14 protein-coding genes are annotated in these 13,560 nt (G+C 33.0%); 1 reads left to right on the top strand and 13 read right to left on the bottom strand.

Features of this window, described 5'->3' with window-relative positions; translation table 11 throughout:
* Positions 1 to 89 precede the first annotated feature (89 nt).
* Positions 90 to 578 (top strand): lipocalin family protein, encoded by a 489-nt coding sequence (locus HW119_RS10085; protein ID WP_177764023.1) that lies wholly within the window; start codon positions 90 to 92, stop codon positions 576 to 578.
* Between the two features lie 30 nt (positions 579 to 608).
* On the opposite strand, the gene HW119_RS10080 is transcribed toward HW119_RS10085, so the two are convergent.
* The 13 genes from HW119_RS10080 to HW119_RS10020 form a co-directional block, all read right to left on the bottom strand.
* Positions 609 to 4,481 (bottom strand): phage tail tape measure protein, encoded by a 3,873-nt coding sequence (locus HW119_RS10080; protein WP_177764021.1) that lies wholly within the window; start codon positions 4,479 to 4,481, stop codon positions 609 to 611.
* A gap of 1 nt (position 4,482) precedes the next feature.
* Positions 4,483 to 5,079, bottom strand: a complete 597-nt coding sequence (locus HW119_RS10075; RefSeq protein ID WP_177764019.1) for a hypothetical protein — start codon at positions 5,077 to 5,079, stop codon at positions 4,483 to 4,485.
* Positions 5,076 to 5,543, bottom strand: coding sequence for a hypothetical protein (locus HW119_RS10070; protein ID WP_177764017.1), 468 nt, complete (start codon positions 5,541 to 5,543; stop codon positions 5,076 to 5,078). The genes HW119_RS10075 and HW119_RS10070 overlap by 4 nt, the downstream gene beginning before the upstream one ends.
* Positions 5,491 to 5,694, bottom strand: a complete 204-nt coding sequence (locus HW119_RS10065) for a hypothetical protein (RefSeq protein WP_177764015.1) — start codon at positions 5,692 to 5,694, stop codon at positions 5,491 to 5,493. Before HW119_RS10065 ends, HW119_RS10070 begins: the two co-directional genes overlap by 53 nt.
* Entirely contained in the window at positions 5,694 to 6,572 is an 879-nt protein-coding gene (locus HW119_RS10060) for a hypothetical protein (RefSeq protein WP_177764013.1), read from the bottom strand. The genes HW119_RS10065 and HW119_RS10060 overlap by 1 nt, the downstream gene beginning before the upstream one ends.
* 2 nt (positions 6,573 to 6,574) lie before the next feature.
* On the bottom strand, positions 6,575 to 7,078 hold the full coding sequence (locus tag HW119_RS10055; RefSeq protein ID WP_177764011.1) for a hypothetical protein: 504 nt from the start codon (positions 7,076 to 7,078) through the stop codon (positions 6,575 to 6,577).
* The gene (locus tag HW119_RS10050; RefSeq protein ID WP_177764009.1) at positions 7,072 to 7,653 is read right to left on the bottom strand and encodes a hypothetical protein; all 582 of its coding nucleotides are present in this window, start codon (positions 7,651 to 7,653) and stop codon (positions 7,072 to 7,074) included. Before HW119_RS10050 ends, HW119_RS10055 begins: the two co-directional genes overlap by 7 nt.
* Positions 7,653 to 8,945, bottom strand: coding sequence for a major capsid protein (locus HW119_RS10045; protein WP_177764007.1), 1,293 nt, complete (start codon positions 8,943 to 8,945; stop codon positions 7,653 to 7,655). The genes HW119_RS10050 and HW119_RS10045 overlap by 1 nt, the downstream gene beginning before the upstream one ends.
* 7 nt (positions 8,946 to 8,952) lie before the next feature.
* On the bottom strand, positions 8,953 to 9,339 hold the full coding sequence (locus HW119_RS10040; protein WP_177764005.1) for a hypothetical protein: 387 nt from the start codon (positions 9,337 to 9,339) through the stop codon (positions 8,953 to 8,955).
* A gap of 16 nt (positions 9,340 to 9,355) precedes the next feature.
* The gene (locus HW119_RS10035; RefSeq protein WP_177764003.1) at positions 9,356 to 9,967 is read right to left on the bottom strand and encodes a hypothetical protein; all 612 of its coding nucleotides are present in this window, start codon (positions 9,965 to 9,967) and stop codon (positions 9,356 to 9,358) included.
* A gap of 80 nt (positions 9,968 to 10,047) precedes the next feature.
* Entirely contained in the window at positions 10,048 to 11,463 is a 1,416-nt protein-coding gene (locus HW119_RS10030) for a phage portal protein (protein WP_177764001.1), read from the bottom strand.
* Positions 11,464 to 11,465: 2 nt separating this feature from the next.
* A complete protein-coding gene (locus HW119_RS10025; RefSeq protein WP_177763999.1) occupies positions 11,466 to 12,911 on the bottom strand; it encodes a phage terminase large subunit in 1,446 nt (481 codons plus the stop codon).
* Complete coding sequence (locus HW119_RS10020) at positions 12,912 to 13,502, bottom strand: terminase small subunit (RefSeq protein ID WP_177763997.1); 591 nt, start codon at positions 13,500 to 13,502, stop codon at positions 12,912 to 12,914.
* Positions 13,503 to 13,560 lie beyond the last annotated feature (58 nt).

The raw sequence follows: 13,560 nt of genomic DNA, 5'->3' as shown, positions 1-13,560 counted from the left end.
AATACATTCAGTTATTGACCACTCATTTTTTCAAAAAGTTTGAATTAATAGTTATTTATGTTATTTTTGAAAAAATTTAAAATACATTTATGAAAAATTTAAAATCAATTCTTCTAGCATTAACATTAGGTCTGACAACTTTAACTTCATGTTCAAGTGACGATAACTCTTCTGACAATCAAGTTCAACCACAACCTCAAAACGAATTATTAGGGAAATGGGATCTTGAAAAAGTTGACATGAAAATGATTATTGATGGAGAAACAATGATTGACGAAAAAGATGTTCCAGTTAAACAAACAGGATTAATTAATCAATATGAATTTTTTGCTGATAATACTATGGAGTATTATCTTTATAATCCAGCATCAGGAACCAATCCAGCAACTGAAGAATCTGGTGAGGGTACTTACGTTAAAAATGGTGACCAACTAACTTTAACGATTACAAATGGTAATACCTTTACTATAAAACTATTAGATTCGAATAATTTACATCTAAATATTTCTCAAGAGGAGATCGAGGAAGGGGTTAATTATTCAATGGATATGACTCAAAAGTTTGTAAAAATGAAATAACAAAAAACCACCCAATCGGGTGGTTTTCTTTTACCAGTTCTTTTGTTTTTCAAGCCATAGCTGATGAGCAAAATCCACTTTTGGAACATTTACAACTGGAGACATGTTTTTTCTTTTAAGAATTTCCTGTAAAACAATTATTTCCTTTTCCAAGCTAGAATAATCATTTGCAACTAACGAATGATAAGAATCGAAAGTCAATTTATCTTTATAAATATCATTATTGATTTTGTTTCGTCTTGATTTTCGATACAAATCTAAAGAAGCGTGAACGGTGTCACCTTCTAATAGTTTTACAAGCGTATCTCGTTTTGGTGTAAGCTCCACAGAGCCATCCTTATGCTCAATGACCTCATGAACTCCACCGTCTCCAACAATTGCAATTTCTTCTTTACCGCCTTTACGACCAGTTTTGTATTTTGGTATTGGCTGATTTTTAATTTGATTGATTTGAACTGCGCCAAGAGTACCAACCAAAACAGCAGCTATTGTTCCACCAATTGGACCTAATTGAGCATAAGCTTGCATGATTGCGGCTGCGGTATTCCAAACTGCCTGAGCAATATTAAAAGCTTTCTCTGCATTAGCTTGTTTAGTTCGCTCTTTTCGTTTTTTTTCCTCTAATTTTTGTATTTCAGCATCTTGTTTAACTCTTAAAGCTTCTTTTTGATATTCTGTTCCTGTGAAGTTTTCAAGCTCTTTATCGTGCTTTTCTTGAGTTAAATCTATTTCGTATTGTATTTCATCAATTCGTTGCTGAAATATAGAATTAGTAAACTCTTTCATAAACATAAACGTAGCTTTAATTTTATCTTCAAGAGATTGGAAACTATCAAAAGCAACCATTATAAAATCTTCAACTACTTTTCCGTTCATTCCCATTGTTTCAGCAAATCCATTTGAAAATTCACTTAAAGATTCTCTTAGTTTTTCTATAGCTTCTTTTTGCTTTTTTATTTTTTCTAGTTCATCATCGTTTGTGTTATCGTTTTCATTTTTAACCAATTGATTTTGAAGATCTGCTAATTTCTTTTTAAGCTCAATTGTTTTTTCATTTTCAATACCTAAAATTTCAAGAGTTTGAATCATTTGTTTGATTTGATCCTCTGTATTTATTTTGTCATATTTTCTATTTATTTCTAAAATATCACGTTCTCTCTTCTCGTTTGCTTTTACTCTTTCCTCATTGTTTTTAAAAGATAATTTTTTAAAATCTTCTTCAACTTTCGTTAGCTCTTTAAGTCTATTTATGTCATTTCCTGATATTATAGCGGCAGTATTAGCTGCAATTATTTTAGCTTCAAATTCTGCATTATCTTCTAAACCTTTTTGATTATTCTTTCTAAGCTTTTCTTGTGCAGCATAGAATTTTTCTAAAATTAAAAGTTCTTCATTAGTCAATGTATTAACTCCTTCTAATACTTCTTTTCGAGACATTAAGTAGTTTAAATCATCTTTTACAAATGCTTCTTTACCTTTTTGAAATGAGCGCGAAAGAGTTAATTGCTTTTCGACATTAAGCTTTAAAGATTCTTCTTCTGCTTTATGTGAAGCAATCAAAGCGTTATATCTTTCATCTTGAGTGCTTTTTTCATTAATAGATTCAGCTTTGTATATTTCTGCTAAACTATCAGCTTTCCAAACTTTTAAATCAATTTCAGCTTCGTAAGATTCTTTTAATTTTTTCAATCGTTCGTCTTCTCTTTTTTCAGCTTCCTTTTGAGCTTTTTTTTCGGCAGTTTCGCGTTTTTTTCTTTCTGCTTCAGTTTCTTCCGGAGTTAGTCCAGTTATTGTAGTTTCTTTGTTATTATTTTTTTTACGATTTTTAAAATCGGCGAACATTTTATCAATTGTATCTATTCTACCTTTAACATCAGCTAATGATTTTTTAGACTCTTCTATTCTTAAACTTACTGCGTCAACAGCCATTCCTGCATCTAAAGTTTTAGACGCCCAATTTCTTTTATTTAATTCTTCTAGCTTTTGTTCATCTTTTAGAATTGATTTTAAAATGTTTTGCTCATCTTTTGCAAATTTTTGTCGATCTAACATTGCCTTTCTTCTTTGATTTGAAAATTTGTCAAAATCTGTATAATTTAGTTTGGCAGATTCTTGTGCGAAGTCATAAGATTTTTGATAAGATTGCTCCCATATCGCGCTCCAAGAATCAGATAACCTAGTAATGCCTTCAATCATAGAAGTTATACTATTTAAAAAAATTCTTGTAAAATTACCAATTGAATTATCACTTGTATTAATTGCTAAAATGAAATTATCCCAAGCTACTTCCATTTTACTCACTTCGTTCTTAAGCTTACTACTAGCAGTTTCAAACTCTTCTGTCATTGCTCCAGCTGCATCTTTAACATCGTACATTGCACGTTTTAAAGTTTCGAAACCTCCAGTTGCTAGAGAAGAAAGAACTCGTTCTTGACGTTCTTCTTTAATACCTAGCTCATTTAATGTTCCAATAACAGACCCCCCAGCTTTATCAATACCGTTTAATCCTTCAATAAATTTGAATAAAACACCTCCTGAATCTTCTTTGAATTTTACTTTTAATTCATCAACTGACATTCCTGTTAATTGCATTACAGCAGAAATGTTTTCACCTGTACGAATGCTAGCTTCTAGAAATTTCATTGCTTTACCTATCTTAGAACCAGCAAGTTCAGATTCTATTCCTACAGCTTTTGTAGCTGTACCAAAAGCCAATACTTCTTGTCGTCCTGTCTTGTACACAGAAACGTTTTGAGCAATAGAAGTAGCATTAGAAAGAATCTCTTTTTCAGTCGCTGCGAAATTGTTTCCTAAATGAACAATTTCATCTCCAAAATCTTTAACATTCTGAACTCCGCCATCAATTAATGTCAGCATTCGTGCTATTTCAGCACCTCCTTCTTCTCCTGTAATATTTGATGCTGTTTCAAGTTTTGCTAAAGATTCAGTAAACATCATAATGTTATTAGACCCTTTTACACCTAGTTGACCAGCTACTGTTGCATATTCTAATAGTTTATTAATCGGAACAACCTTTAGTTCTTGTGATAGTAAGCGAATATTTACACCCAGATTTTTTAATTCTTCATCTGCTATACCTGTTGTTTTTGAAACGTTTAATAATCCATCATCGAAATCAAAAATCACATCTTTAAACGATTTCATTAACATTGCGGCACCCGCTATAGCTCCAGCCCAACCAAAAGCTCCAGCTAATTGTCTCGTTAAATTTCCTATACCATCAACTGCAGATTTATAATTACCTACATTCTTTGTAAAGTCACCTACAGCTTGATCAGCTTTACGAACTTTCTTATCAAGAACATCAAACTCACGTTGTGCTTTTTTAATTTCTGAAGTAGAAGCTTTTTCAGAAGCAATTAAATCTAGAAGTTTCTTTTTTGCCTCTGTACGTTGTGCATTTAATTTTTGATAAGCCCCGATTAATCCCATTTTAGAGAGAACAGCTTCCTTTTCAGCTTTGTTTGCAAGTTGACGTTGTACGCGCTCTTCCATTGTCAGAGTTTTATTTTGTCTTTGAGCTTGATTTTGCATTTTTGACAGCCTAACGTTTTCCTGAGCCACTTTGTACATTTCTTTTTCTGTACGAAGTTTTTCTTGTTTTATGCGTTCAAGAGCTCTTTCTGCTTGCTCCATTTCTTTAATCAAGTTTAATATATCTTGATTTACTTTTTGTTCTTTAGCTTTTTGTTCTCTGTAATCACCTGTATTTTGAGCCTTACGATATTCAGTGGTGATTTTTAATAAAGTTTTAAATTGATTAATTAATTCATCATTAGCCTTTATAGCTTCATCTACATTTTTACGATATTCTTTACCAAAAGCTAAAGCCTCATCGGTAATAATGTCTTTTCTTGTAATTACTCCGTCACCCGATGCCATACTACTTGTTTTTTAATTTATTTAAACTTTCTTCTTGAGCTTTAACCTTTTGCTTGGTTTGTTTAATTAATGCAGCGTAAGCTGTGCAACTAAGCATATTAAAATCAAATGAAACTCCTGTTATCATTGAAATTGCAGCAAGTGTATCATCTATAGAGTCGGATTTAGTTTGGTCTTTCTTAGGTAGTTGGTCACGAAGCTTTTCAATGGATTTATTAATCAATCTAGCTTTACTTTCAGCTCTGTCTAAATCCTTATAGTAGTAATCTGTTCGATTTGTTCTTATGTTCAGATTTAATAATTCACATAAGGCAATCATAACAGAATTATTTGCTTCAAATCTTAATATTTCAATTCCGCACATGGCAGTTTTTAACTTCGCTTCTAAATGTGAAATTTCCTTTAAAAGCATAAAATTTCTTACTGAATTATCTTCAGCATTTAATTCTTGAAATTCATCTGACAATTTATCAAATAGAACTTCTAAATCTTTTTCAGAAATATTTTCTTCTGCTGTTGCTAATAGCTTAAAATTTCCTGTTTGTTGTATTTTAAAGAATGTTTTAACTGGAAGATAATCTAATGTATCGTGTATCATAATTCTAAAATATTTCTAATGTTTTTTAATAAAAAAGGGAGAATGTCCTTTGTTACAATCTCCCTTAAATCATTATCGGAAAGTCCGAAAATTGACTCACTACCCCAAGAATCTAAAATCTCGTGTGTTTTTGGGTCCTTTGAAAAAATCCTAAAAGCATCGCCTTGAATATCTAAGTAAAAACCTTTAAAGAAATCCCCAGTATCTTGAGCTGTATAAGGTGTACCGGCTTTTTTAATATCCTTCCGTTTACCTGTGAAATAATCATGAGTGGTGATAGCTTCTGTAGCTTTGGAATAAAGTCCAATGGTTTTATTATAAACATCTTTTCCAGCGCCTAATTGCTCTTGATTTTTTTGAATGATTTCTTTTTGAAGTTGCTTGATGATTCTAAATAGCAGAGATTCAATTTTACTTGTTTCTAGTTTCTTCGCTAGGTTTAACGCTTGTTTTAATGTTGCCATGAGTTGCAATCTTATAAGCTTTCTTTAACTCCGATTCTCTGTTTTCTTCTGGGATATTTTTAAAGATTTCTAAATCGGAATATTGCTCTTTAAAATCTGCAAAGGACATGGTAATGCCCTCTGCAAATGTTATCCCTTTGTACTTACGCATTAGGAAATGGTAACTTTTAAAGGTTCTGGACTTTCGTAATGTTGATTATCAATAGACACAACTCCCGCTAAAGCAACCGTATGATTTGTTGCAAATGCAGTTCCCGTCAAAGTGTAAATTCCTTGTGAATCTGCTTCTACAAAGGTTGTTGTAACTAAAGCTCCAGCAGCACTTCTAACTTCTAAATCTCCACTTTGTAAAGTAGTAATCAATTCATCCCCGGCACCGCAACCTGTTCTAACTTTTACTTTTATTTGAGTTGCAGAAGCAGAAACTAATTCTAAATGTGCATCAAAGATTCCGAACAATTCTAAATGGGACCAATCCGTTTTTAAATCGGCACCTGAATTTTCTCTTTCGTTAAAATCCTTGTAGTTAACTGTCACTACAGCATTTTGTGGCATATCGCCTGTTGAATCTTGTAAACGCCCTACATTTAATGTCGCTGTTTGCCCTTTAACTGTTCCATCTTCATTTACAATTCCTTTTACACCAGGATCATTTGTAAACTCAAAAATCTGTCCTTCTTGCCCATCAAATGATTTTAAAGCAAAGTAGGAACATAAGCTTAAAATTGAACGGAATGTTCGAATCTTTTTGCCTTTTGATGTTTCAATTCTTGTGTTTTCTCCTTCCCAATAAGTTGGTTCTGTATCTGCAACGGCATATTCTTCCGCATCAAACAATGGAAATATTTTCTTTTGTGCGATTGCTTCATTCCATTTTGTTTCGTCTTTTGCATCTTCAATAGAAGCAAATTTGAATCCTGGAATACCAAATGCAAACTTTACAGTTTTACCTAACACACATTGCTTTTTAGCTCCAGTATTTCTAAAGCCTGTTTTGTTTTCGTGACACTCCACGTATGGTCTGTTCATGCTTAACAATTATTAATTTTATATTTTATTTTACCTGTAATCGAAAAAACGTGATAGGGTTGCATATCACTTAATTTAATTTTTGAAGTATCAAATTCTTTCAAGGTATCTAAACCTTTTGAAAGCTCTGAAATTTCAAATTGAGTAGTTTGTTTTAATGTTGATAGTACCTCTTGTTGAACCAATGCATCTAATCTTGAATGGTTATTTCCTTTAAGCTTAACTAAATCAACAATGAAAAAAACGGTTAAATCGGTTTGCATTTCAAGCGAATTCACTTTGGTATGCTTATCAGAATCTATGAAGAAAACAGTAACTGATTTTAAATCATTAGTAAGAACTTCCCTATATTCTCCTTTTCCGATGTAAACTTCTGGAATTAATTTTCCGTCTTTTGAAACATTTTTATAAGCTCTTCCAAACATTTCAACACCTAACCAATTCAAGTGTTTTAAAAGATGTTTTCGAATCTTTTCAATTTCAATATCAATTCCATATTCTACCATACTTTATCACTTATTATTTGAATTTGTCTAGGAAATATTTTCTTTTGAGCCTTTTTAATCGAAGTATGAAACTTTGAATTTAAGCCCTCTGAAATTAAATGTCCGTTGTCGTTTCGAACACCTTCCAGTTCCACTTTAAGCATTTGAAAACTAAGTTTTGAATTGCGTTCAACAGCATTACTTCGATTAGAACTAACAAACAATTCAATAGCTTTTATTGCTAATAAATAACCTAATGGCTCATCAAATAACGATTGATATTTATTAACGATTGAATCATAATCCTTTTCAAAATCGTAATCTTCATGTTGGTCAAGAATTTTGTTTAAGACTTCAATCGCAGCTTGTTTTCGCATTGCTTCAAGAAAAATATTAAATGTTTCTTCTCCAGTCTGATTTTCATTGATTGTAAAAAAGATGTTTTCTAAGTTAGCTAATTGGTGAAAAGAGTTCACATACCTTCCAGAAGTAGCAGTTTGGTTTTCTTCTGAAATTTCAACAGAAGATAAAGAGTCAGTTGGAATACTCCAACCAACTCTTTTACTTATTAATACTATGCTACTTTCAGAATACATTATGTTGCTAAAGTTATGTTTGCCTCAAATACTGCAATTTGTTCTTCGTTGAATTTATTGATGATTGTTGCTAATGCTGAATCCTTAGTCGCAACAGTTACCGTAGAAGTTGGGTTTACGATTTTAATTGCAGCAACTACCGAAGCTTTAGTATAATTTTTACCATCATAAGCGAAATTTGCATCGCCTTCTGTTTGAGTATCCTCAACATTGGCAATCTTAGTATCAAGTAATGAGATGAATGCCCCGTTATCAATTACCGGCAAACACAAAGCCTCCGATGAAGTCCACTCTGAAAAGGGTTTATTCTCAGACCATTTTTTGACCATGATATAAGCCCCGGCCTTTTGATATGATATTGACGGATTTTTACGAGTTTCTTCCGCTAGAGTTCCATAAACTAAACGCCCAACTTTTTCACTTTGTAGGAATGTAATGATTCCAGATTCCCAAGGAGTTAAAATAGTTCTTATTCCATTTTTCTCTGAAATAACCGTACGATCAACAATAATCACCTTTAATTTAAAGTTTAAAGAAATAAAATTCATCAACTGTTCTTCACTTAAAGTTGGAACAACTCCTCCCTCAGCAACAATACCCTTAACAAATGCAAAATGATTTTTTACTTGTTCATTTTCACGTAAATAACCCAATGTGGTATCATCTAACATAATAACCTTGTAAGAAATCCCTTCAGACTTAGCAGCTTTTAAAACTCTATTGATATCGTCAACAACTTTGGCTGTTGGATCACTCCAAGGCTTCGAGGCGTTATGTTTACGCTTATCCTGAAAACCGAAGTCAACTCGAATACCTAAACCAACGTTATCTTTATCCTCTAATAAAGTTTGCCCTGTTGATAGAGCTTGTAAAAACATATATTCATTGTTTTCATGAATACCCAGTATTGATTTTTTAACTTGTTCAAAAACCTTTTTCACGATATTAACCATTTCAAACCCTTTGGCAATCATAGTATCGATATCGGATAATTGCTTTTCTGTAAGCTTAAACATCATACCTTGCTTTGGAATATCTCCAGATGCGGTTGATAAAGAATCTTGTTTTTTCAATGCAAGTTCCGAATCCATAGCCACGATATCGGCTTTTACAATCGACCCGTTATAAGTTGAACTTCCCCATTTTAAGTCCGCAGAGTGCTCCTCCGAAAGCATTCTTTTATGAAGATATTCTTGCTCTTCATTTTCTAATTTTCCGTTAGTAAAAACAGATAATCTCCCAACGATTCTACCGAACCAGTCTTTTAGATGTATAAAAATTGATTTTTCCATTTACTGATTATTCTTTAATGAAACGAATTAATGGCAATGCCGATTTGATTGCCGATGTTGGCGGGTATAAAGACGCTGCCTCATTTACTGTACCTCTAACACAAATACCAACAAATGGTTTCTTTGTGTCTACAGTGGAAATAACTACCCCTACTACAGTATGATTAGCTGGCATAGATGCGTAAGCCACACCATTTACAGGCATTGGCTTGTGGTTTCCTGTTGCATCTTCTTTGATTACAACATGCCCAGCAGGTATAACCTCTGGAGCGTAATCGGTCGTGTCCAATGTGCGACCTCCAATTACTGTTTCTAAAACTTTAGGAACAACGATTGTATCGTTACCCGAATCGAAACTTTGTTTTTGATTGTTTAATGATCCTACTACTGACATTTTCTTGTTTTTAGATTTATAAATTTCCCATAACAGCATCTAAATCCGCATCCGATACTGAATTACCCCCTTCTGTCTTTTTAAATGGTGCACCTGCATAATCACTTGAATCAACAATCGACTGTTTTAATTCTGTGTATTCCGTTTCAAGTGAAGAAATTTCAGAAGCTAAATCCTCAGCTTCTAAATTCACACGTTTCATCCAAGATTGTTTTTGATTTTCGGGAAGACTTTTCAATACTTCCGATTTAGAGAATAGCTCGGCAACAGTATTCGCTTTTGATTTTGTGATTTCGCCTTTTTCGATGTTTTCCATCTTTTCCATCATAGCCTTAGCCCAAGCTGGCGTTTCTTCGTCAGGTTTTGGATTTGGATTTGGAGTTTCTTCTCCAGCTGGTTTCTTTTGATTAGCTTCTAAAGTTCTGATTCTGTCGTCCTCTTTAGCTAAAGCCTCAAAGTCCATAAAATCATTAGCTTGATTAATCACATCGTCAATAGCTGTTTCGTCTGCATCGTCTGCAACTTTTGGTTCAAGTTTAGCCACTATAGCGTCTATCCTTTTTTGAGAGAAGTTAGCCTTAGGGAATAATACCTTAAGTCTACCTATAATCATTTGTTTTTTATTCATATTAGATACTGTTATGTTAATTATGATTTGTATCTAATTTAAGTGAGAGTGGCTTTGGGGCAAAAAAAAAGCTGGTCGAGTTATTGACCAGCTTTATTGTCTAATTTATTTTGATTTGTTATAGATTGAATTTCGTTTTTTTTATCCTCTACCATATCCAAGTAGTTAATAGCAGTTTCTTTACTCATTACGCCTCCTTGAACTGCAGTTGTTGCAATTTCAACAGCCTCTTTTAAATCATTTGGAAGGATTGAATTAAATTGAACAGAGATTAGTAACTCTTGTTTTGATAACTTGGTACTTACAGTGCTTTTAATTCCAGAAGCAATGATATTTAAACAACGTTCTATCATCGTTCTGTTATCGCCTTCATTCATCTTTGCTTTGATTATTGCATCTAAAAACATAAGCTTTAAGGCAACTCCAGACATTGATCCTAATCCTTTTAAATTATCGAAAGCGATGTCGGGAGTTGAACTCATCGCGAGAATTAAGGAGTACAATTTCTCTAATTCCAACTTAACAGATTCGGCTGCGTTATTAGCTGTTAAGAATTCAGCATCGCCATGAATAGTTTTTCCACTTGTATCGTCAACTTCTTTCATTGGGAACCGAAGGGTTTTCCCATCATCATTTCGGTCGGGCATATTAACAAGTTCTCCGTATAACTTTAGCAAAGGATAACCTGCATAATCATTCGAGCCACCAAGTTTTGAAAGCGCAACCTCAAAGCGATCAATGATTGTTTTTACATCTTCCCACTCTGGCACATCTTGCTGAAGATAAACAACTGGAATTCTATCAAATCCGTGTGGTTTACTTTCAATTTGAGAATAAACATTATTAATCGAATTATTAATAACGATTCTTTCTTTATCGGTATAGATCCAAATATTATCGACTTCGTTATTGTTAATTTTGGTTTTGAATCTCCAAACAAACTGAATCATATTTCCAAATTGGTTCATAATCGGGTACATTTTACCCTCTTTGTTTGTTTTTAAGGTTGATTTGATTCGTTTCTTTTCTGTTTTGAATAGCTTTGTAATCCAACCTTTATCGCTTGGTATATCCTCAATATGGAAAATCAAACAACTTTCAAGTTCTGATTTCTTTTTCTTTAATGCTTCTTGAAGCTTATTATCTAATCGATTTAGCTTCCAAGTTTGCTTAACCGCTTCAAACAATTCATTTTTATCATCTGAAATTAATGTAATTGGTTCGCCTAGTTCAAAAGCCACAGCAGTATTTACAATCTTTTTAGCAAAAGGGATAGATAAACGAATTGCTGTTACATTTTTAGCTTTTTCGCCAGTACCAACAATCTTATCCTTTTGAATATTTCCAACCTGTGACGGTCTTAAATTACGTTCATTCTTATTGAACTCGTTGTTTAATTCCTCCCATGATAAAGAATCATTTCTGTACATTTGATTCGTTTCAATAAAGCCAATCGCTTTTTGAATGTCTTTTTTAATTAACTCAAGTAAATCCATTTCTAATAGTTTATACCTAATTCATTAAGAGACTGTGTTGTTTGGTGTAGCGTTAATGGGTTGTTATATGCCATGTGAGCGTATCTTCCAGAATCCCACATGTGATTAAATTTATCTATCGGTTGATTGATTGGTATTCCGTTTACTTCTTTGAATCGGTAGTTTTGTTGTTCGATTTTAGCAAACTTCCCAAGCTTTTCATTACGAATGACAATATGAATTTTCTTTTTCTTCATTGACCCAATCCAAAAAACAACACCTTTATTTTTAGAAACTTTTCGAATGGAATATCCTTTCTTTTTTAAAGAACGAACCATTTCAACCGTTCCTTTATTTTCTCCGGTATATTTATCAGATGAATCTGCGGTTATGGGGATATTCTTTTCAACTCCAAGCGAAACAAATGCTGTGTCTAAATCGTCTGGGTGATCAATTGGTTCATAAAGTAATAATTCAATCCAAATGTTATGTTCATCTTCTCCATACGCTGTTAATGCTGTTGGGTCATTTGTAAACCCAAAATCAAGACCGTATGTCTTAGCAATATCTTCGGGCCATTCTGTAATATAAGATACGTTGTCAAAAATGATTCCTGTCATCGCTCCTCGTAATCCTAAGCCGTAAACTTTCCAAAAGAATTCATTTGCCGTTCCTTGTCTTGTGTTCTTTGGGTGCGGCGGCGGTTGATTATCATCCGAAATAGGTTCAAGTTTACCCGTTTTCTTATTGTAACATTTGATTGTATCATCTTCAACGATATAAGAACCAGGTAACCATGGTTCGGATGCTAAAATCTCAATCTTTTGACCTATTGGAATGTGTGGGTTTCCTCTAAAAGTTGAACGTAAATGTCCAACATCATCTCGAGTAATCACTTCATTAAATACCCAGTGTTCGGTTACCGAAGGATTGAAATCGGCAATCCAAAACTTATTACAACGCATGGTTAAGTTTTTGAATACTTGTTGATCAATAGTCAACATTTCGTTGAAATACAAATAATCAGAAGTTGCACCGTGCACCTTACTTGGTTGGTCTGCACCCATGAAGTTGATTTGATTCTTACCTATGTAAAATGATTGAACGTCTTTAGCTGTTTCAAATGGGTTAGGTAAACCAAATTCACGAAGGATTTTTTTAAAGTCGAGATATAGCGTTGTTTTAAATTCGTTATAGGTTTCACGAACAATATTAATTACACAAGTTTGCTCAACATGTAAACAGATATATAAAATAAAATATAAGCTAGAGTAAGTTTTCCCACTTCGGGCGCCTCCTTCTAAAATAACACCTTTAGAGCCTTTGACTAAGTTTTCATTTACATAGGTTTGTTCCTCAAATTGTTTTTTTAGGAAGCGGTAATTATCGTTAACCTCTTTAGGTAATATATTTAGCTGCTCAATTTTAAGAAGCTGTTCTAATTCAATTATTTCCGTGTCAGTTAACATCTAATCTTTTAACTTAGCTTTTAATTCTTCTAGTCTTGTTTGCCTGTCGTTTGGTTGGAAAATGTTAACTGCTTTTTGTTTATTGTCTCTTTCATAGAATCCTAAATGCTTACAAATCTTTTCAATCGACCAATCAACTCCATGCAGCTTTATTTCAAGACCGAATTTTCCGTGTTTAACACTTTCAATACACATCAGTTGTTCGTCTGTAAGTTCATCAAATGGCTTAAACTTTAAAACAGGAAAACTCCCGGTATTCATTTCACCATCGGCTCCCTCTGATGTAATTACTTCATAAACTAGGGTAACATAATCATCAATACGAGCTTTACGTAAAATGTTTAAATGGTTTAGAATTTCCTTATGTGTAATCTGAAACTCTTTATCTGCTATTTCTCTAGCCTTTGATTGCAGTTCTTTTATCCTCGCCCTTACCTCGCTCTTTTCAGATAATATATAAGCTTTATTGTGTATAGTTTCCGCTTTCATATTTGCACAGGAATAAACCTCTCGATAAGCAGCAGACTTATCCCCCAAACGTAAATACGCTTGACAAAATGCTTCTTGCTTAATTGTGAGAGGTTTGTTCATGATTAACTAAAAAAACTTTATGAAAAAAAATTACCATATCTAAAATAGAATATGGTAT

This window comes from Flavobacterium sp. I3-2, assembly GCF_013389595.1.
Classification (GTDB): domain Bacteria; phylum Bacteroidota; class Bacteroidia; order Flavobacteriales; family Flavobacteriaceae; genus Flavobacterium.
This window is presented reverse-complemented; position numbering and strand designations above follow the sequence as displayed.

Coding starts and splice junctions, on each gene's coding strand:
- HW119_RS10045 (WP_177764007.1), bottom strand. CDS start 8,945: ATGGAAAAATCAATTTTTATACATCTAAAAGACTGGTTCGGTAGAATC.
- HW119_RS10040 (WP_177764005.1), bottom strand. CDS start 9,339: ATGTCAGTAGTAGGATCATTAAACAATCAAAAACAAAGTTTCGATTCG.
- HW119_RS10080 (WP_177764021.1), bottom strand. CDS start 4,481: ATGGCATCGGGTGACGGAGTAATTACAAGAAAAGACATTATTACCGAT.
- HW119_RS10085 (WP_177764023.1), top strand. CDS start 90: ATGAAAAATTTAAAATCAATTCTTCTAGCATTAACATTAGGTCTGACA.
- HW119_RS10025 (WP_177763999.1), bottom strand. CDS start 12,911: ATGTTAACTGACACGGAAATAATTGAATTAGAACAGCTTCTTAAAATT.
- HW119_RS10060 (WP_177764013.1), bottom strand. CDS start 6,572: ATGAACAGACCATACGTGGAGTGTCACGAAAACAAAACAGGCTTTAGA.
- HW119_RS10070 (WP_177764017.1), bottom strand. CDS start 5,543: ATGGCAACATTAAAACAAGCGTTAAACCTAGCGAAGAAACTAGAAACA.
- HW119_RS10035 (WP_177764003.1), bottom strand. CDS start 9,967: ATGAATAAAAAACAAATGATTATAGGTAGACTTAAGGTATTATTCCCT.
- HW119_RS10065 (WP_177764015.1), bottom strand. CDS start 5,694: ATGCGTAAGTACAAAGGGATAACATTTGCAGAGGGCATTACCATGTCC.
- HW119_RS10030 (WP_177764001.1), bottom strand. CDS start 11,463: ATGGATTTACTTGAGTTAATTAAAAAAGACATTCAAAAAGCGATTGGC.
- HW119_RS10055 (WP_177764011.1), bottom strand. CDS start 7,078: ATGGTAGAATATGGAATTGATATTGAAATTGAAAAGATTCGAAAACAT.
- HW119_RS10050 (WP_177764009.1), bottom strand. CDS start 7,653: ATGTATTCTGAAAGTAGCATAGTATTAATAAGTAAAAGAGTTGGTTGG.
- HW119_RS10020 (WP_177763997.1), bottom strand. CDS start 13,502: ATGAACAAACCTCTCACAATTAAGCAAGAAGCATTTTGTCAAGCGTAT.
- HW119_RS10075 (WP_177764019.1), bottom strand. CDS start 5,079: ATGATACACGATACATTAGATTATCTTCCAGTTAAAACATTCTTTAAA.